General features: G+C 70.9%; 17 protein-coding genes. All 17 read left to right on the plus strand.

Annotation, left to right across the window (positions count from 1 at the left end; translation table 11 throughout):
* Positions 1-833, plus strand: an 833-nt coding sequence (locus VKG64_12505; GenBank protein ID HKB25861.1) for an ABC transporter permease subunit, incomplete at its 5' end; no start/stop codon positions are given.
* Complete coding sequence (ugpE, locus tag VKG64_12510; protein HKB25862.1) at positions 833-1,735, plus strand: sn-glycerol-3-phosphate ABC transporter permease UgpE; 903 nt, start codon at positions 833-835, stop codon at positions 1,733-1,735. The genes VKG64_12505 and ugpE, both read left to right, overlap by 1 nt.
* Positions 1,732-2,538: a glycerophosphodiester phosphodiesterase family protein gene (locus VKG64_12515; GenBank protein HKB25863.1), complete on the plus strand. Its 807-nt coding sequence runs from the start codon at positions 1,732-1,734 to the stop codon at positions 2,536-2,538. Before ugpE ends, VKG64_12515 begins: the two co-directional genes overlap by 4 nt.
* Positions 2,535-3,359 (plus strand): glycerophosphodiester phosphodiesterase family protein, encoded by an 825-nt coding sequence (locus tag VKG64_12520; GenBank protein ID HKB25864.1) that lies wholly within the window; start codon positions 2,535-2,537, stop codon positions 3,357-3,359. The genes VKG64_12515 and VKG64_12520 overlap by 4 nt, the downstream gene beginning before the upstream one ends.
* Before the next feature lie 7 nt (positions 3,360-3,366).
* A complete protein-coding gene (gene glpK, locus VKG64_12525; GenBank protein HKB25865.1) occupies positions 3,367-4,875 on the plus strand; it encodes a glycerol kinase GlpK in 1,509 nt (502 codons plus the stop codon).
* A 10-nt stretch (positions 4,876-4,885) separates the two neighbouring features.
* Positions 4,886-5,995, plus strand: a complete 1,110-nt coding sequence (locus VKG64_12530) for an extracellular solute-binding protein (protein ID HKB25866.1) — start codon at positions 4,886-4,888, stop codon at positions 5,993-5,995.
* Between the two features lie 16 nt (positions 5,996-6,011).
* Positions 6,012-7,073 (plus strand): ABC transporter ATP-binding protein, encoded by a 1,062-nt coding sequence (locus tag VKG64_12535; protein HKB25867.1) that lies wholly within the window; start codon positions 6,012-6,014, stop codon positions 7,071-7,073.
* Positions 7,070-8,746: an iron ABC transporter permease gene (locus VKG64_12540; GenBank protein HKB25868.1), complete on the plus strand. Its 1,677-nt coding sequence runs from the start codon at positions 7,070-7,072 to the stop codon at positions 8,744-8,746. Before VKG64_12535 ends, VKG64_12540 begins: the two co-directional genes overlap by 4 nt.
* 96 nt (positions 8,747-8,842) lie before the next feature.
* Positions 8,843-9,079, plus strand: coding sequence for an AtpZ/AtpI family protein (locus tag VKG64_12545; protein HKB25869.1), 237 nt, complete (start codon positions 8,843-8,845; stop codon positions 9,077-9,079).
* Entirely contained in the window at positions 9,066-9,425 is a 360-nt protein-coding gene (locus VKG64_12550) for an ATP synthase subunit I (GenBank protein HKB25870.1), read from the plus strand. The genes VKG64_12545 and VKG64_12550 overlap by 14 nt, the downstream gene beginning before the upstream one ends.
* A gap of 2 nt (positions 9,426-9,427) precedes the next feature.
* A complete protein-coding gene (gene atpB / locus VKG64_12555) occupies positions 9,428-10,219 on the plus strand; it encodes a F0F1 ATP synthase subunit A (protein ID HKB25871.1) in 792 nt (263 codons plus the stop codon).
* A gap of 28 nt (positions 10,220-10,247) precedes the next feature.
* Positions 10,248-10,568, plus strand: coding sequence for an ATP synthase F0 subunit C (locus tag VKG64_12560; GenBank protein HKB25872.1), 321 nt, complete (start codon positions 10,248-10,250; stop codon positions 10,566-10,568).
* Positions 10,569-10,620: 52 nt separating this feature from the next.
* Positions 10,621-11,271: a redox-sensing transcriptional repressor Rex gene (locus VKG64_12565; protein HKB25873.1), complete on the plus strand. Its 651-nt coding sequence runs from the start codon at positions 10,621-10,623 to the stop codon at positions 11,269-11,271.
* Between the two features lie 25 nt (positions 11,272-11,296).
* On the plus strand, positions 11,297-14,512 hold the full coding sequence (gene mfd, locus VKG64_12570) for a transcription-repair coupling factor (protein HKB25874.1): 3,216 nt from the start codon (positions 11,297-11,299) through the stop codon (positions 14,510-14,512).
* Positions 14,509-15,588, plus strand: coding sequence for a peptidylprolyl isomerase (locus VKG64_12575; GenBank protein HKB25875.1), 1,080 nt, complete (start codon positions 14,509-14,511; stop codon positions 15,586-15,588). Before mfd ends, VKG64_12575 begins: the two co-directional genes overlap by 4 nt.
* A 132-nt stretch (positions 15,589-15,720) precedes the next feature.
* The gene (rho, locus tag VKG64_12580) at positions 15,721-17,034 is read left to right on the plus strand and encodes a transcription termination factor Rho (protein HKB25876.1); all 1,314 of its coding nucleotides are present in this window, start codon (positions 15,721-15,723) and stop codon (positions 17,032-17,034) included.
* Positions 17,035-17,123: 89 nt separating this feature from the next.
* Positions 17,124-17,336, plus strand: coding sequence for a 50S ribosomal protein L31 (rpmE, locus tag VKG64_12585; GenBank protein HKB25877.1), 213 nt, complete (start codon positions 17,124-17,126; stop codon positions 17,334-17,336).
* The last annotated feature ends 63 nt before the right edge of the window (positions 17,337-17,399 follow it).

Genomic DNA, 17,399 nt, shown 5'->3' on the forward strand with positions numbered 1-17,399 from the left:
TGCCGCAGCTGGCGGTGACCGCCGTGTTCTTCTTCTGGCCCGCCTTCGAGTCGGTGCGCCTGTCCTTGTTCCGCACCTCGCCGTTCGGCGACAGGCGCTTCTTCGTCGGTCTCGAGAACTTCGTGAAGCTCTTCGCCGACCCGGACTACTACCGGTCGATCCTGAACAGCTTCGTGTTCGCCTTCGGCGTGACCGCGATCGCCCTCGGGACGGGCCTGTTCGTCGCCGCGCTCGCGACCCAGAAGATCCGCGGGCTCGCCGCGTACCGCACGGCCGTCCTCTGGCCGTACGGCATCGCGCTGCCGATCGCCGGCATCATCTTCCTCTTCATCTTCCACCCCTCGTACGGCGTGCTCCCGTACTGGATGTCGTTCGTGACCGCGTACGAGTTCAACTGGCTGCTCAAGGGGTGGGTCGCGATGGCCCTCGTGATCGTCGCGACGGCCTGGACCCACGTCGGCTACAACATCGCCTTCTTCCTGGCGGGGCTCCTCGCGATCCCGACCTCCGTGCTGGAAGCCGCCAGCGTGGACGGGGCGGGCGGGATCCGGCGCTTCCGGTCCATCATCTTCCCGCTGCTGTCGCCGATCACCTTCTACCTGCTCGTCGTCAACCTGATCTTCGCCTTCTTCGGCTCCTTCGGTGTGATCCACGCGGTCACGCAGGGCGGCCCAGGGGGCGCGACCGACATCATGGTCTTCAAGGTGTACAAGGACGGGTTCATCGGGCTGAACCTCGGGTCGTCCGCGGCCCAGTCGGTCGTCCTGATGGCGGTCGTGATCGGGCTGACGGCGCTCCAGTTCCGCTTCGTCGAGCGGCGGGTGACCTACTGATGGCGACGGGCGGGGCGATCGCGGCGCCGGCACGCGTCGAGACGCTCGGCGGGGTGGCCGAGTGGCAGCGGCGCCGCTCGCCGATCCCCTGGGGATCGCTCGTGGTCCACGCGCTGCTCCTCCTCTGCGTCGCGGTCATCGCGTTCCCGATCTACTACGCCTTCGTAATCTCGACCCAGACGCTCGACGAAGTCATCGCGCGCCCGCCGGTGCTCCGGCCCTCGACGAACATGCTCCGGAACTACGCGGACGCGTGGCACCGCTCCCACATGGCCCGCCTCCTCTGGAACAGCGCCGTCGTCGCCGTCGTCTCGGCGGTCGGCAAGATCGCGATCTCGATGCTGTCGGCCTTCGCGATCGTCTACTTCAACTTCCGCGGCAAGTCCGTGGCGTTCTGGTTGATCTTCGTCACGCTCATGCTGCCCGTCGAGGTCCGGATCATGTCGACCTACGAGGTCATCGGCGACCTCGGCTGGCTCGACAGCTACGCGGGGCTCACGGTCCCGCTGATGGCCTCGGCGACGGCGACGTTCCTCTTCCGCCAGTTCTACCTGACGGTCCCCAACGAGCTGGTGGAGGCGGCGCAGCTCGACGGCGTCGGGCCGCTGCGCTTCCTCACGTCGTTCCTCCTGCCGCTCTCCTGGGCGAACATCGCCGCGCTCTTCGTCGTCCTGTTCATCTACGGCTGGAACCAGTACCTCTGGCCGCTCATGATCACCAACACCGAGGCGATGCGCGTCGTCGTGATCGGCCTCCAGGACCTCATCCCGCGCACGGGCACGCACGTGCCCGAGTGGAACGTCATGATGGCCGCCGCGATGATGGCGCTGCTCCCGCCGGTGGCCGTCATCCTCTTCATGCAACGCTGGTTCGTGAAGGGGCTCATCGAGACCGAGAAATGACCCGGGTCGCGGCGCATCGCGGCGGCGCCCTGCTCTGGCCGGAGAACAGCCTGCTCGCCTTCCGGCAGGCGCAGGCGCTCGGCTGCGATTTCGTCGAGTTCGACGTGCACGCGACGGCCGACGGCGAGGTCGCGGTCATCCACGACGCGACGCTCGACCGGACGTCCGAGGGCACGGGCCCGGTCGCATCGATGAAGGCCGCCGATCTCCGGCGGCTCAGGCTCCGAGAGGCCGACGGCGGCCTCACCGACGAGCGCGTGCCGCGGCTCGAGGACGTGCTCGCGGTCGTGGCGCCGTCCCCCGTGGCGCTCCTGGTCGAGGTCAAGGGCCCGGCGCCCGGGTTCGGCGTGCGCTGGGAGCGGGTGGGCGGCCGGGCGGTGGCCGCGCCCGGTCCCTGCTACGAGGGCCTCGAGGACCGGGTGCTCTCGGCCCTCGGCCGCGCGGGGCTCCTCGAGCGCGCCACGCTCATGGCGTTCAACCCCGACGTCCTCGCGCGCGTCCGCGCGCGGCTGCCGGGCCAGCGGACGGCGCTCCTCGTCGCCGCGCACCACGCGGCGCAGGCGGACGCGGGGCCCGAGGAGACGATCGACTGGGCCGTCGCCGCCGGCGCGACCGACGTGGGCCTCCAGCACACGCTCGTGAACGAGGCCGTCGTGAGGGCGGCGCGCCGGGCGGGCGTCCGCCTCGGTGTCTGGACGGTCAACGACGAGCCCGCCATGCGGAGGCTCGCCGACCTGGGCGTGGACGTGCTGACGTCCGACCGCCCCGACCTCGCGCTGCGGGCGGTACGGCGCGCGCCGTGACGCGGGCGCTCGCGCTGCTCCTCCTCGGCCTCGTGCTCGCGCCGGCCGGCGAGGGCCGCGCGGCGGGTCCGGCCGTAAAGGTCGCCGCGCACCGCGGCGGCGCGGGCCTCTGGCCCGAGGCCAGCCTGCTCGCCTTCCGGCAGGCCCTCGGCCTGGGCGTCGACCTCCTCGAGTTCGACCTCCACCTGACGCGCGACGGCGAGCTCGTCGTGCTCCACGACGCCACCCTCGACCGCACGACGACGGCCAAGGGCGCGGTGCGCGACCTGACCGTGGCCGAGCTCGCCCCCGCGCGGATCCGCGCGCGGGACGGGAGCGTCACCGACGAGCCGGTCCCCACGCTCGCCGAGCTCCTCGACCTCGCCGCGCCGGCCGCCGTCGAGATCCTGCCCGAGATCAAGGTGGGCCCCGACCGGCGGCCGTACGCGGGCATGGAGGAGAAGGTCCTCGGGCTCCTCCGGTCGCGCGGCATGCTCGGGCGCACGACCGTGCAGGCGTTCGAGCCGGCCACGATCCGGCGCCTCCTGGCGCTCGAGCCGGGTCTGCGCACGATGCTCCTCGTGAGCCGCGCGCGCGTCGAGCGCGAGCGCGCCGCGCCGCGCGAGGCGGTGCGCTGGGTGAAGGAGCTCGGCGCGACCGACCTCGGCATGGATCACCGGCTGATCGACGCCGCGGTGATCGCCGAGGCGCGCAGGGCCGGCGTTCGCGTCGCCGCCTGGACCGTCAACGAGGAGGGCGACCTCCGCCGGATGATCGCCGTCGGCGTGGACGTGGTGATCACCGATCGCCCCGATCTCGCGCTGCGCCTCCTGGGCCGGTGAGGGGTCGATGACCACGCGGTATGTCCTGGCGCTCGACCAGGGGACGACGGGCTCGACCGCGCTCGTCGTGGACGCCGACGGGCGGGTGCGCGCGCGTGGCTACGCGGAGCTCCCCCAGTACTTCCCCAGGCCCGGCTGGGTCGAGCACGATCCCGGCGAGATCTGGGCGAGCGTCGAGCACGCGGCGGCGCAGGCGCTCGCGTCCGCGCGCGTCGCCGGGAGCGAGGTCGCCGCCGTCGGGATCACGAACCAGCGTGAGACGACGATCCTGTGGGAGCGCGCGACCGGGACGCCGGTCCACCGCGCGATCGTCTGGCAGTGCCGCCGGACGGCGCCGTTCTGCGAGCGCCTGCGCGCCGACGGCCTCGAGCCGCTCGTCCGCGAGCGGACCGGGCTCGTCCTCGACGCCTACTTCTCCGGGACGAAGATCCGGTGGCTCCTCGACGAGGTCGCGGGCGCGCGCGCGCGCGCGGAGCGCGGCGAGCTCGCCTTCGGCACCGTCGATTCCTGGCTCCTCTGGAAGCTCACCGGCGGCCGCGTGCACGCGACCGACGCGAGCAACGCGTCGCGCACGCTCTGCCTGAACCTCCGCACCGGTGACTGGGACGACGAGCTGCTCGCGGTCCTCGGCGTCCCGCGCGCGGTGCTCCCGGCGGTCGGCCCGTCGTCGGGTGCGCTGGGCGAGACCGTGGCCCTCGGCTGGCTGCCGCGCGGCGTGCCCGTCACCGGGATCGCGGGCGACCAGCAGGCGGCGCTCTTCGGCCAGGCCTGCTACGCGCCCGGCACCGCGAAGAACACGTACGGGACGGGCTGCTTCCTGCTGCTCAACACCGGCCCCACGCCCGTGGCCTCGAAGCACGGGCTCGTCACGACCATCGCGTGGCGCATCGGGGCCGAGACGACGTATGCTCTCGAGGGCAGCGTGTTCGTCGCGGGCGCGGCGATCCAGTGGCTGCGCGACGGCCTCGGAATTCTGAAGGACGCGTCGGAGAGCGAGGCGCTGGCGCGCTCGGTGCCCGACACGGGCGGCGTCTACTTCGTGCCCGCCTTCGTCGGGCTCGGCGCGCCCTGGTGGGACATGTACGCGCGCGGCGCGCTCGTCGGCCTGACGCGCGGGACGACCGGCGCGCACCTCGCGCGCGCCGCGCTCGAGGCGATCGCGTTCCAGAGCCGCGACGTGCTGGTGGCCATGGCGGCCGACGCGGGAATCGCGGTCCGCGAGCTCCGCGTGGACGGCGGCGCGGCCGCGAACGATTTCCTCTGCCAGTTCCAGGCGGACGTGATGGACGTTACGGTGCTGCGACCCGGCGTGATCGAGACGACGGCGCTGGGCGCCGCGTACCTCGCGGGCCTCGGCGCCGGCCTGTGGCGCTCGCTCGACGAGCTCGCGGGCCGCTGGACGCTCGAGCGGCGCTTCGCGCCGGTGCTCGACGCGGGCGCGCGCCGGGCCCGGGTCGAGGGGTGGCGGCGGGCCGTCGAGCGGGCCCGCGGGTGGGCGCGCGACGACCCTCAATGAGGAGATGACGATGAGACGACTCGGAGTTCTGGCCCTCACGGCCGTGCTGGTCGCCCTCGCGGCGGGCGCCTCGGGGGAGCCGCCGATCGAGAGCGAGCTCGCGCTGATCACGCCCGTGTCGAAGTTCATCCACGACGCGGCGCTCAAGGCGTTCGCCGATTACGCCAAGGAGAAGTGGGGCGTCACGGTCAAGGTGAGCGCGATCCCGGCCGGCACGCCCGTCGCCTACGGCCGCATCGTCGAGTGGAAGGGCCGGCCCGAGGTGGACATCTTCTGGGGCGGCGAGTCCGCGCTCTTCGAGAAGCTCGCCGAGCAGAAGCTCCTCCAGAAGGTCGAGATCGCAAAGGAGCTCTGGGAGTCGATCCCCGCCTCCATCGGCAGGCCGAAGCCGATCCCTCTCAAGGACCGGGACGGCTTCTGGATCGGCACCGCGCTCGAGCCCTACGGGCTCGTCTACCACCCGAAGAAGATCCAGCGCCTGGGCATCGCGGAGCCGAAGGAGTGGGACGACCTCCTGAATCCGAAGCTCCGGGGCGAGGTCGCGCAGTGCGCGCCGACGCGCTCGTCGTCCTCCAACGCGACCTACGAGGTGATCCTGTCGATGTACGGCGAGGACAGGGGCTGGGACTGGCTCAAGAAGCTCGCCGGGAACACGGGGCACTTCACCGCGCGCAGCCGCGACGTGCCGACGGTCGTCGCCAAGGGCGAGTACACCGCCGGCTTCGCCGTGCCGTCCTACATGGCGTTCGAGGAGAAGCTCGCGGGCTTCGACATCAAGTTCGTCGCGCCGAAGAACGCGTTCGTCACGCCCGAGCCGATGGCGATCCTCGCCGGCGCGCGCAACCCGAAGGCGGCGCGCGCCTTCATCGAGTTCCTCCTGACCGAGCGCGGCCAGAGGGTCTTCATGGAGCGCGGCCTCTTCCCGATCACGCCCAAGTACAAGGTCCAGGGGGCACCGGGCTCGACGGCCGAGATGGCGGTGGAGTTCACCGGCGGCGTGCGCAGCTACTTCGACCGCGACGTCGCCAACGTCTACGACGAGGCGGTCGCCCAGAAGCGCGCCGACGCGCTCAAGACGAGGTTCCGCTCGGAGATCGAGACGGTCTGGAAGAAGCCCTGAGCGCCGGCCGCGCGCGATGAAGATCCTGCTCCGGGGGGTCAGCAAGGCGTTCGGCCGCGTCACCGCCGTGGACCGGGTGACCCTCGACATCGGCGACGGCGAGCTCTTCACGCTGCTCGGGCCGTCGGGCTGCGGCAAGACGACGCTCCTCCGGCTGATCGCGGGGTTCGGGGCACCGGACGCCGGCGAGGTCTGGTTCGGCGAGCGGCGCGTGGACGGGCTCCGGCCCTACGAGCGGAACATCGGGATGGTCTTCCAGAACTACGCCCTCTGGCCGCACATGACCGTGAAGGCGAACGTCGGCTACGGGCTCCGGCTCCGGAAGCTCGACGCCGCGGCGGTCGCCCGGCGTGTCCAGGAGGGCCTCGCGAAGGTGAACCTCGCGGGGCTCGAGGAGCGCTACCCGGGCCAGCTCTCCGGCGGCCAGCAGCAGCGCGTCGCCCTCGCGCGGGCGCTCGTGCTCAACCCCGACATCCTGCTCCTCGACGAGCCCCTGTCGAACCTCGACGCGAAGATCCGCATCCAGGTGCGGGCCGAGATCCGGAGGCTCCAGCAGGAGCTCCGGATCACCACGGTCTACGTCACCCACGACCAGGAGGAGGCGCTCTCGCTGTCCGACCGCGTCGCGGTCATGCGCGACGGCAAGGTGCTGCAGCTCGCGCCGCCCAAGACGCTGTACGAGCGGCCGGCGGACCGGTTCGTCGCCGACTTCGTCGGCACGAACAACCTCATCGCCGGCGTCTGCCGCGGGCTGACGGACGGCGTGGCCGCGGCCGAGACGGCGATCGGCCCGGTGCGGTGCCGCCCGAGCCCCCGCGTCGCGCCGGGCGAGCGCTGCGTCCTCGCCGTGCGCCCCGAGAACGTCGCGCTGGGCGCCGGCCACGAGAACGTCTTCGACGGGCGCGTGGTCATCTCCTCGTACCTCGGCAGCACGCTGCGCTACGAGGTCGAGGTGCGCGGCGGGGTCGTCCTGAAGGTGGACATCGGCGACCCGTGGCACCACGAGGTCCTGCCCTCGGGGGCGAGGGTGCGCGTCACGTTCCCCGCGTCGGCCGCGCTCACGCTGCCGGACGAATGAGGGCGATCCCCCGGGCGCTCCCGCCGGCGCTCGGCGTCGCCGCGATCTGGCTCTTCCTGCTGCTCTTCCTCGTCTACCCGCTGCTGCGGATCCTCTACGACGCCTTCAGCGACGAGGCCGGGCGTCTCACGCTCGCGAACTTCGTCGAGTTCGCGCGCGACCCGTTCTACTTCCGGTCGCTCGTGAACTCGCTCGTCCTCGGGCTCGGGACGGTCGCGGCGACCTCGCTCGTCGGCTTCGCGGTCGCCTTCCTGCTGGTGCGATACGAGTTCGTCGGCCGGAACCTCTTCGGCTATCTCACGCTGATCCCCATCATCTCGCCCCCGCTCGTGGGCGTGCTGGGCTTCACCTTCATCATGGGGCGGGCGGGGACGGTGAACGTGCTGCTCGAGGACTGGTTCGGCCTGGCGACGCCGATCAACTTCGTCTACGGCATCCACGGCGTGCTGCTCGTCGAGACGCTCCACCTCTTCCCGATGATCACGCTCAACGTGGTGGACGCCCTCGCGAAGCTCGACCCCGCGCTCGAGGAGGCCGCGGAGAGCGTCGGCGCGCGCGGCTTCGCCAAGTGGCGCACGATCACGCTGCCGCTGACGACGCCGGGGTACGTGGCGGGCGCGCTGCTCGTCTTCATCTGGACCTTCTCCGACTTCGCGACCCCGCTCGTGCTCGGCGTGCACGACCTCCTCGCCGCGCAGGCGTACCTGAACATCGTGCAGTTCGTGGACCGCCGCATCTTCCGGATGGGGATCGTGATCTCCGCGCTCATGGTGGCGCTGGCGGTCGTGTTCCTCGTCGCGGCGCGCCGGTACGTGGCGATCAAGGACTACTCCTCGCTTTCGTATTCGCGGCTCGCGCGCGTGCGGCTCTCCCCGCTCCGCCAGGCGGCGGCGGTCGCGTTCCTGACGCTGCTCATGCTGCTGTCGTTCGTCCCCTACCTCGGGCTCGCGCTGGCCTCGGTGGGGAAGGGCTGGTCCCTCACGCCGTTCCCCGTGCGCTACACCCTCCAGTACTTCGAGCGCGTCATCGTCGAGACGCCGAAGTACGTGGTCAACAGCCTCCTCTACTCGGCCCTCGCCGTCGCCCTCTGCATCGCCGTGGGGGTGCCGATCGCGTGGATCCTCGCGCGCACGCGCCTCCCCGGCCGCGACGTGCTCGACGGTCTCAACACGCTCATCCTGGCGGTCCCGGGCACCGCGATCGGCATCGCCTACGTGCGCGCGTTCCACTTCGATCTGCCGTGGCTCCACCACGGCCTCACGAGCTACTGGATCGTGCTGCCGCTCGTCCTCGCGATCCGGCGGCTCCCGTACACGGTCCGCGGCGCGTACGCGTCGCTGCTGCTCGTGCACCGCTCCATGGAGGAGGCCGCGGCGAGCGTCGGCGCCACGGGCGTCCGCTCGTTCCGGGACGTGACGCTGCCGCTCATCTGGCGCGGCGTGCTCGTCGGATCGCTCTTCTCGTTCATGACGTCGCTCCAGGAGGCGTCGGCCGTGCTCTTCCTCTCGCTCGGCGGGTGGGAGACGATCACGGTCGGGACCTTCGCCTTCTACATCGCGGGGAGCGCGAACGAGGCCGCCGCGCTCGGCGTCATCCTCATCGTCGTCGCCGCGGTGAGCCTGGTGCTGATCAACCGCGTCGCGGGAGCGCGCATGGGGGGAATGTTCGGCTAGATCGTGCGACCGGCGGCGGTCACGCGAGCCCCCACCAAATCAACGACTTGCGGTCGCTTGTACGATCCCGCCCGTTATGCTAGTGTCCGTCTTCACATGGCGCCGACCGGGGAAAAGAGCACCTGGAAAGCGCTCGGCGATCTGTCCTCGATCGGCTTGACGCTGGTCCTGGCAACCGTCATCGGTCTGGCAGGCGGCTACTACGGGGATCGGTGGCTTGGCACTAAGCCCTGGCTCACGCTGGTCGGCCTCGGCTTCGGGATCGCCGCGGGTTTCGTGAACCTCTTTCGGTCGGTCAAGCGCGCGGAACGGGAGCGCGATGAGCCCAGGTAGGCTGACCTCGCGGGTGACGGCGGACGCGTGCGCGCTCGCGCTGGCGCTCGCGGCGCCGGCCGCCTGGCTCGCGGGCGCCGCGGCCGCGCTCGGCGTCCTCGCCGGCGGCGCGCTCGCTCTCCTGAACTTCCGCTGGCTCGCCACGCGCGCCCTCGCCGTCACCGCTGGTGACGCCCGCGGCGCGTGGGCGATCGGCGCCGGCATCCGCCTCGCCGCGCTCGCCGCGGCGTCTGCCGTGCTGCTCGGGCTCGAGTGGGCGCACCCGGTCGCCCTGCTGGCGGGGCTCGCGGTGCTGCCCTGCGCGGTGATCGTCGAGGGGCTGCGCGACGCGGGCGGGGAGCGCTGAGCGTGGAGATCATCGAGCATCCGCCGATCTTCCGGCTGCCGGCCATCTTCGGGCCGGGCTACATCCCGGATCAGGTGACCTACACCTGGTTGCTCATGATCGTCCTGACGGCGATCGCGTTCGTCGTGTCACGCCGGGTCGAGCTCGTGCCCCGCGGTGCGCAGAACGTCGTCGAGCTGGTCCTCCTGCAGTTCCAGGCGCTGATCGACGACGTCATCGGGCCCGCCGGCCGGCCCTACCTGCCGCTGATCGCGACGCTCGGCCTGTTCATCCTCGCGGGCAACCTCCTCGGCCTCGTCCCCGGCTTCGCGGGCCCCACGGCGAACCTCAACACGACCGCCGCCTGCGCGGTGGTCGTGTTCTGCGCCTACCACTACATCGGCATCCGAAAGCACGGCCCGCTCACCTACCTCAAGCACTTCATGGGACCGGTGCCGTGGTGGCTCAAGGGACCGATGTTCGTGATCGAGATGATCAGTCACCTCGCCCGGCCGCTGTCGCTGACGCTGCGACTCTTCGGCAACATGCTGGGCGGGCACATCCTGCTCGCCATCATGTTCTTCCTGATGGGCCTGGACGGACTCATCGGCTGGGCGCTCTCGGGCAGCCTCGCGGGCGTCGTCCTCGGCGGCCTCGGCGGCGTGCTGCTGGCCGCCTTCACCATCGGGTTCATCTATCCACTGAAGCTCCTGGTGTCGTTCCTCCAGGCGTTCATCTTCGTGATGCTGACGATGCTGTACATCTCGGGGGCGCTCGAGGGCCACGGTGCGGGGCACGGTTCGGAGCACCACTAGCAGACCACACGAGAGACAGGAGGGGTTCGTGCGACGTTCACTGATTCTCGCGGCAACGGCGGTGCTGGGGGTTCCGGGGGTGGCGCTCGCGGCCGAGGGCGCCGGCGGGGGGTGGATCGGGCCCTTCTCGGTCATCGCGGCGGGCCTGGGGATGGCGATCGCGTCCGGCCTCTGCGGGCTCGGGCAGGGCAGGGCGGTCGCGGCGGCCGTGGAGGCGATGGGCCGGCAACCGGGCGCGGCGGCGCCCATCCAGACCGCGATGATCATCGGTCTGGCCCTGATCGAGTCGCTCGCGATCTACATGCTGGTCATCGGCATCATTCTGTTGTTCGTGCAGCCGATCAAGTAGTCACCGAGGGAGGCAGAGCCCGCCGGGGCGCCCTCCCCGGCGGGCGCGTGCCATGACGCCGCGCTCCGGTCATCGGTTCACGAAGATCCCCGAGATGACGATCCGCCGTCTCTCGGTCTACACGCGCTGCCTGCTCCAGCTCGAGGAGGATGGCGTCAAGACGGTCTCCTCGCAGGAGCTCGCCGAGCGCTTCGACCTCAACTCGGCGCAGGTTCGGAAGGACCTCGCCTACTTCGGCGAGTTCGGCGTCCGCGGCATCGGCTACTACGTCGCGGGTCTGAAGGCCGAGCTCCAGCGGATCCTCGGGCTCGACCGCGAGTGGCCGGTCGTGCTCGCCGGCTTCGGCAACCTCGGCTCGGCGCTCTTCCACTACAAGGGGTTCGCGCGCCGGGGATTCAGGGTCGCGGCGGTCGTCGACGACAACCCCGCGAAGGTCGGCCGCGAGGTCGAGGGCGTCCCGATCGTCGCGAGCCGGGACATGGCGCGCGAGATCAAGGCGCGGGGGATCCAGATCGCCATCCTCGCGGTGCCCGCGGAGTCCGCGCAGGCCGTGACGGACGAGCTCGTTGCGGCGGGCATCCGGGCGGTGCTCAACTTCGCGCCGGCGCGGATCAAAGTGCCCCGCGACGTGCGCCTGAAGCACGTGGACCTCTCGATCGAGCTGGAGACGCTGAGCTTCTACCTCGCGAAAGGCGCCCGGTAGTCTGGTACGCTCGGGAAGGCCCGAGATGTTGAGGGACTGGCCCGCGTTTCACGACCTGGCCAAGGCGTTCGCCGAGGGACCCGTCTGCCTGCGCGTCGTCGGCCTCACCGGCGGCGCCCGCCCGCTCGCCGTCGCCGAGCTCCTCCAGACGCCACCGCGCACCGCGCTCGTGCTCGTCCCGTCGGTCGTCGACGCCCACCGCTTCACCCAGGACCTCCGGTTCTTCGGCGCGCCGGCGCTCGAGTTCCCCGAGCGCGAGCCCCGGCTCTGGCGCGGCGGGCGCCAGCGCGAGGCGGACGCCGAGCGCGCCGTCGTGTGCCGGCGGCTCGCCGCGGGCGAGCCGCTGATCGTCGTGGCGACGCCCGGAGCGCTCGACGCGGAGGTCCTGGCGCCGGCCGATTTCGCCGCGCGCGCGCTCAGGCTCGAGGCGGGCGACGAGCTCGACCGCGAGCTCCTCGTCGAGGCCCTCGAGCGCGGGGGCTACGAGCGCGTGGACACGGTCGCCGAGGTCGGGCAGTGGAGCCTCCGGGGCGGGATCGTGGACGTCTTCTCGCCGAGCCAGCCGAATCCCGCGCGCCTCGAGTTCTTCGGCGACGCGATCGAGTCGATCCGGCTCTTCGACCCGACCTCCCAGCGCTCGACCGGCGCGCTCCGGGAGCTCCTCGTCCTGCCGCTCGCGACCGACGGCGACGCGCGGGCGCGCCTCCTCGACTACCTGCCGGCCGCCGCGCCCGTCGTCGTGGACGCGCCGCGCGTGCTCGACGCGCCCACCGAGACCGATCCGGGCGCGGGCACGCTGCGCGAGCGCCTGGAGGGGCGCCGGCGCGTGGAGCTGGAGCTCGTCGGCGAGGCGTCGAGCGCCGCGGCGGGGCCGACGCCGGGCGCGCGCGAGTGGGCGCTCGACGCGCAGGCCGTGCCCCAGTTCGGCGGCCGCTTCAACCGGCTCCAGGCCGAGCTCGAGCACTGGCGCGCGGAGGGCTTCCGGACGCGGCTCGTCGCCGGCGACGAGCGCCAGGCGGAGCACCTGCGCCAGATCCTGCGCGAGCACCAGCTCGAGGCCGCCTCGGCCACGACGCTCGACGGGCCGGAGCCGCTCACGATCGTCGTCGGCGAGCTCGCGAGCGGGTTCGCGATCCCCGCACTCGGCGTCATCGTCCTCACCGAGGACGACCTCTTCGGCGCGCGCCGGCGCTCGCTCAAGCGCCCGAAGTACCAGCGCGGCGCCGCGCTCACTGCGTTCACGGACCTCGCGGTCGGCGACGTCGTCGTCCACGAGGACCACGGCCTCGGGCGCTACCTCGGGCTCCGGACGATGACGATCGGCGACCGGCAGGGCGACTTCCTCCTGCTCGAGTACGCCGAGGGCAACCAGCTCTACCTCCCCGTCGAGCGCCTCGATCTCATCTCCAAGTACCTGGGCGCGGACGCCGGCCAGGTGCGGCTCGACCGGCTCGGCGGTCCCTCGTGGCAACGGGTGAAGGAGTCGGTGCGCGCCGCGCTCCGCGAGATGGCCGAGGAGCTCCTCCGGCTCTACGCGCAGCGTGCCGTCGCCGAGGGCCACGCGTTCGCCGCGGACACGCCGTGGCAGCGGGAGTTCGAGACGGCGTTCCGGTTCGAGGAGACGCCGGACCAGCTCCGCGCGATCGAGGACGTCAAGGGCGACATGGAGGCGGGCCGGCCGATGGACCGCCTCGTCGCGGGCGACGTCGGTTACGGCAAGACCGAGGTGGCGCTGCGCGCGGCGTTCAAGGCGGTGGCCGACGGCCACCAGGTCGCGGTGCTCGTGCCGACGACGGTGCTCGCGCAGCAGCACTGGGCCACCTTCGCCGACCGGTTCGCGCCGTTCCCGGCCCGGGTCGAGCTTCTCTCGCGGTTCCGGTCGCCGGCGGAGCAGAAGGCGATCGTCGCGGGGCTCCGTCAGGGAACCGTGGACGTCGTCATCGGCACCCATCGCCTGCTGTCACGGGACGTCGAGTTCAAGAACCTCGGCCTCCTGGTCGTGGACGAGGAGCACCGGTTCGGCGTGGCGCACAAGGAGCGCGTGAAGAAGCTCCGCGCGTCGGTGGACGTGCTCTCCCTCACGGCGACGCCGATTCCGAGAACGCTCTACATGTCGCTCTCGGGGGCGCGCGACATGTCCACGATCGAGACGCCGCCGCTCGACCGGCTCCCGGTCGAGACCGTGGTGCGCCGCTTCAGCAAGGCGGTCATCAAGGAGGCGCTCGAGCGCGAGCTGGCGCGCGGCGGCCAGGTCTTCTTCGTGCACAACCGCGTCCAGTCGCTCCCGTCGATGGTGCGCCTGGTCCAGGAGCTCGTGCCGGAGGCGCGCGTGATCATGGCCCACGGCCAGCTGAAGGAGCGCGAGCTCGAGGCCACCATGGTGAAGTTCGTGACCGGCCAGGCCGACGTGCTGGTCTCGACGGCGATCGTCGAGTCGGGCCTCGACATCCCCGCGTCGAACACGATCGTCGTCAACCGCGCCGACCGCTTCGGCCTGGCGCAGCTCTACCAGCTCCGGGGGCGCGTCGGGCGCGAGCGCCAGCAGGCGTACGCGTACCTGCTCGTGCCCGCCGACGGCCGGGTGGACGAGCAGGCGCAGCGCCGGCTCCGGGCGCTCCAGGAGCTGACCGAGCTCGGCTCGGGGTTCAAGCTCGCCCTGCGCGACCTCGAGATCCGGGGCGCGGGCAACCTCCTCGGCGCCCAGCAGCACGGCCACATCGCCGCCGTCGGATTCGATCTTTACTCGAAGCTCCTCGCGGAGGCCGTGCGAGAATTGAGGGGCGAACCGGCCGTCACGCACGTGGAGCCCGTGATCAGCGTGGGGGTCGATGGCTACTTGCCCGACGACTATGTCCCCGAGGTCAACCAGCGGCTCGCGCTCTACAAGCGCCTGGCCGGCGCCGCGACGGACGCCGAGGTCGACGAGCTCGCGGCCGAGCTCCTCGACCGCTTCGGCCCGCTGCCCGAGTCCGCCGGGCGCCTCGTCGACATCGTGCGGATCCGCGCGGCGGCGCGCGCCCTCGGGGTCGAGAAGCTGGAGGCTGGGGACGGGCGGGCGCTCCTCACGTTCTCGCCGGCGACGCCGCTCGATCCCAAGCGCCTCGTCGGCGCGATCCAGGCGAGCCGCGGCCGGCTCAGGATGAAGCGCGAGTTCACGCTCGAGGCGGCCGTGGAGCGCGGCGAGTGGCCCCGCGTTCGTGACTCGCTGCGCGCGCTCCTCGCGGGACTGGGGCGGCCGTGAGCCGGCGGCTCGTGGCCCTGGGGCTCCTGGCGTTCGCCCTGGGCGGCTGCGCCATGCCCTCGTGGGTGCCCTGGCTCGGCCAGAAGAAGGACGAGCCCAAACCTCCGGCCGCCGCCGTCGCCGCCAGGGAGCCCGAGCCTCCGAAGATCGAGAAGGCCGCCGAGCCCCCGCGGGTCGGCCCGCGCGACGAGAGCGTCACGGACCGCGTCATCGCGGTGGTCAACAACGACGCGATCACGCTGGCCGAGCTGCAGGAGCTGGTCGCCATCTACAAGTACGAGAACCGCCAGACCGCGGCGCCGTCGGACGAGGTCATCCACCAGTTCCTGACGCGCATGATCGAGCACCGGCTCCAGCTGCAGGAGGCCGACCGCGAGAAGGTCGTCGTCGAGGAGTCGGAGGTCGACGAGGAGCTGACGGAGCGGATCAAGAAGGTCAACGTCAAGAGCCGTGAGGAGTTCGAGCAGGTCATCAAGGCGCAGGGCCTCACCATGGAGGGCATCAAGAAGCGGATGCGCGACGGGCTCAGGATCAACCGCCTCATCCGCCGCAAGGTGACGGCGCGCATCTCCGTGACCGACGCCGAGATCGGCAAGTATCTCGAGGCCAACCGCCAGAAGCTCGAGACGGGCCTCGGCTACCACGCGCGGCACCTCCTGATCGTTCCCGGAGAGACCGGCTCGGACACGGCGTGGGAGACCGCCCGGCTCAAGGCGGAGCTCCTCCACACCCAGATCGAGCAGGGGGCCGACTTCGCGGAGCTCGCCCGCCAGCACTCGCAGGACGCCACCGCCAAGGACGGCGGTGACCTGGGCACGCTCAAGCGGGGCGAGCTGGCCCAGGACATCGAGGCCCAGATCCTCGGCCTGGCCCCAGGGCAGATCTCGAAACCCTACCGGTCCGGGCTCGGCTACCACATCTTCAGGCTCGAGTCGAAGGAGAGCCTCGAGGGCGAGGCGCTCGCCCGGGCCCAGGCCCAGACCCGTGAAATCCTGTTCCGCGAGAAGTACGAGGCGCGATTCGACACCTGGCTCAAGGAGCTCCGGCAGCGGGCCGTCATCGAAGTCCGGCTGTGAAAAACATTGACAAGTGGCGCTCAAGGTGCGACGATAACGCTCAGCGTTAGAGTTCCAACCCCGCAGGAAGTCTGCTCTTAGAGCGCAACCAACTCACTCGCGGCGTCTGAAAGCCGCGTCCGGAGCCCGCTGATGAGTGCCCGCCGAGAGAGAGGCCAGGGAAGCCCGACGCAAAACCCCGAAACGAACGGCATGAACCTGTCAGAGCTGAAAGAGCGAACCATCACCGAGCTGAACCAGATCGCCCGCGACCTGAACGTCCAGAACCTCGGCGGGCTCAGGAAGCAGGAGCTGATCTTCAAGATCCTCCAGTCGCAGGCCGAGAAGGACGGGCTCATCTTCGCGGAGGGCGTCCTCGAGGTCCTGCCCGACGGCTTCGGGTTCCTGCGGGCCCCGGACTACAACTACCTGCCCGGCCCGGACGACATCTACGTTTCTCCATCTCAGATACGGCGTTTCGATCTGCGGACCGGCGATACCATAGCCGGCCAGGTCCGCCCGCCGAAGGACACGGAGCGCTACTTCGCGCTCCTCAAGGTCGAGGCGATCAACTTCGAGACGCCGGACCAGTCGCGCGAGAAGATCTTCTTCGACAACCTCACGCCGCTCTACCCGATGGAGCGGCTGCGACTCGAATACGAACCTGAGAACCTGACGACCCGCGTGATGGACCTGCTCTGCCCCATCGGCAAGGGCCAGCGCGGCATGATCGTCGCCGCGCCGCGCACCGGCAAGACGATGATGCTGCAGTCGATCGCCCACGCGATCGCGACGAACCACCCCGAGGTCTATCTGATCGTGCTGCTGATCGACGAGCGGCCCGAAGAGGTCACGGACATGCAGCGCTCGGTGAAGGGCGAGGTCATCTCCTCGACGTTCGACGAGCCGCCGCAGCGCCACATCCAGGTCGCCGACATGGTCATCGAGAAGGCCAAGCGGCTGGTTGAGCACAAGCGCGACGTCGTCATCCTGCTCGACTCGCTGACGCGCTTCGCGCGGGCGCACAACGCCGTCATCCCATCCTCCGGCAAGGTGCTGTCGGGCGGTCTCGACGCCAACGCCCTGCAGCGCCCGCGCCGGTTCTTCGCGACGGCGCGCAACATCGAGGAGGGCGGCTCGCTCACCATCATGGCCACGGCCATCGTGGACACGGGCAGCCGCATGGACGACGTGATCTTCGAGGAGTTCAAGGGCACGGGCAACATGGAGGTCCACCTCGACCGGCGCCTCATGGACAAGCGGATCTTCCCGACGATCAACATCGAGCAGTCCGGGACGCGGAAGGAGGAGCTCCTCCTGGAGAAAGACGAGCTCCAGAAGGTCTGGCTGCTCCGGAAGGCGCTCTCCCAGCTGAACCCGGTGGAGGCGATGGAGCTTCTCCTGGACAAGCTCAAGCAGACCAAGAGCAACAAGGAGTTCCTCGCCGCCATGCACAGCATGGGGTAGCAGCCGCGTCGGACCCCGAAGTCTTCGGATTTTTTGCCTTTTCCCGAAGGCACTGGTATCCTGAGATCTCCCCTAGGAGGTGGCGTGCCGTGAAGGTGGGCATTCATCCGGACTATGTGGACACGACGATCACGTGCGCGTGCGGCGAGGTGGTCCACACCCGCTCGACCAGGCCCGACATCCGGGTGGAGATCTGCTCGAAGTGCCACCCCTTCTACACGGGGAAGCAAAAGCTCGTGGACACGGCCGGGCGCGTGGAGCGCTTCCAGCGGAAGTACAAGCGGCAGACCGCGTCTTCGTAGCGAACGCTCCGGAACCGGTTGGGATGCTCTGCGCGTCCCGCCGGTTTTCTGTTTGCGGGAGGC

This window comes from Candidatus Methylomirabilota bacterium (genome assembly GCA_035260325.1).
Taxonomy (GTDB): domain Bacteria; phylum Methylomirabilota; class Methylomirabilia; order Rokubacteriales; family CSP1-6; genus AR19.

Coding starts and splice junctions, on each gene's coding strand:
- VKG64_12565 (HKB25873.1), top strand. CDS start 10,621: ATGACGCCGCGCTCCGGTCATCGGTTCACGAAGATCCCCGAGATGACG.
- rho (HKB25876.1), top strand. CDS start 15,721: ATGAGTGCCCGCCGAGAGAGAGGCCAGGGAAGCCCGACGCAAAACCCC.
- VKG64_12545 (HKB25869.1), top strand. CDS start 8,843: ATGGCGCCGACCGGGGAAAAGAGCACCTGGAAAGCGCTCGGCGATCTG.
- VKG64_12540 (HKB25868.1), top strand. CDS start 7,070: ATGAGGGCGATCCCCCGGGCGCTCCCGCCGGCGCTCGGCGTCGCCGCG.
- VKG64_12515 (HKB25863.1), top strand. CDS start 1,732: ATGACCCGGGTCGCGGCGCATCGCGGCGGCGCCCTGCTCTGGCCGGAG.
- VKG64_12550 (HKB25870.1), top strand. CDS start 9,066: ATGAGCCCAGGTAGGCTGACCTCGCGGGTGACGGCGGACGCGTGCGCG.
- VKG64_12530 (HKB25866.1), top strand. CDS start 4,886: ATGAGACGACTCGGAGTTCTGGCCCTCACGGCCGTGCTGGTCGCCCTC.
- mfd (HKB25874.1), top strand. CDS start 11,297: ATGTTGAGGGACTGGCCCGCGTTTCACGACCTGGCCAAGGCGTTCGCC.
- VKG64_12535 (HKB25867.1), top strand. CDS start 6,012: ATGAAGATCCTGCTCCGGGGGGTCAGCAAGGCGTTCGGCCGCGTCACC.
- glpK (HKB25865.1), top strand. CDS start 3,367: ATGACCACGCGGTATGTCCTGGCGCTCGACCAGGGGACGACGGGCTCG.
- ugpE (HKB25862.1), top strand. CDS start 833: ATGGCGACGGGCGGGGCGATCGCGGCGCCGGCACGCGTCGAGACGCTC.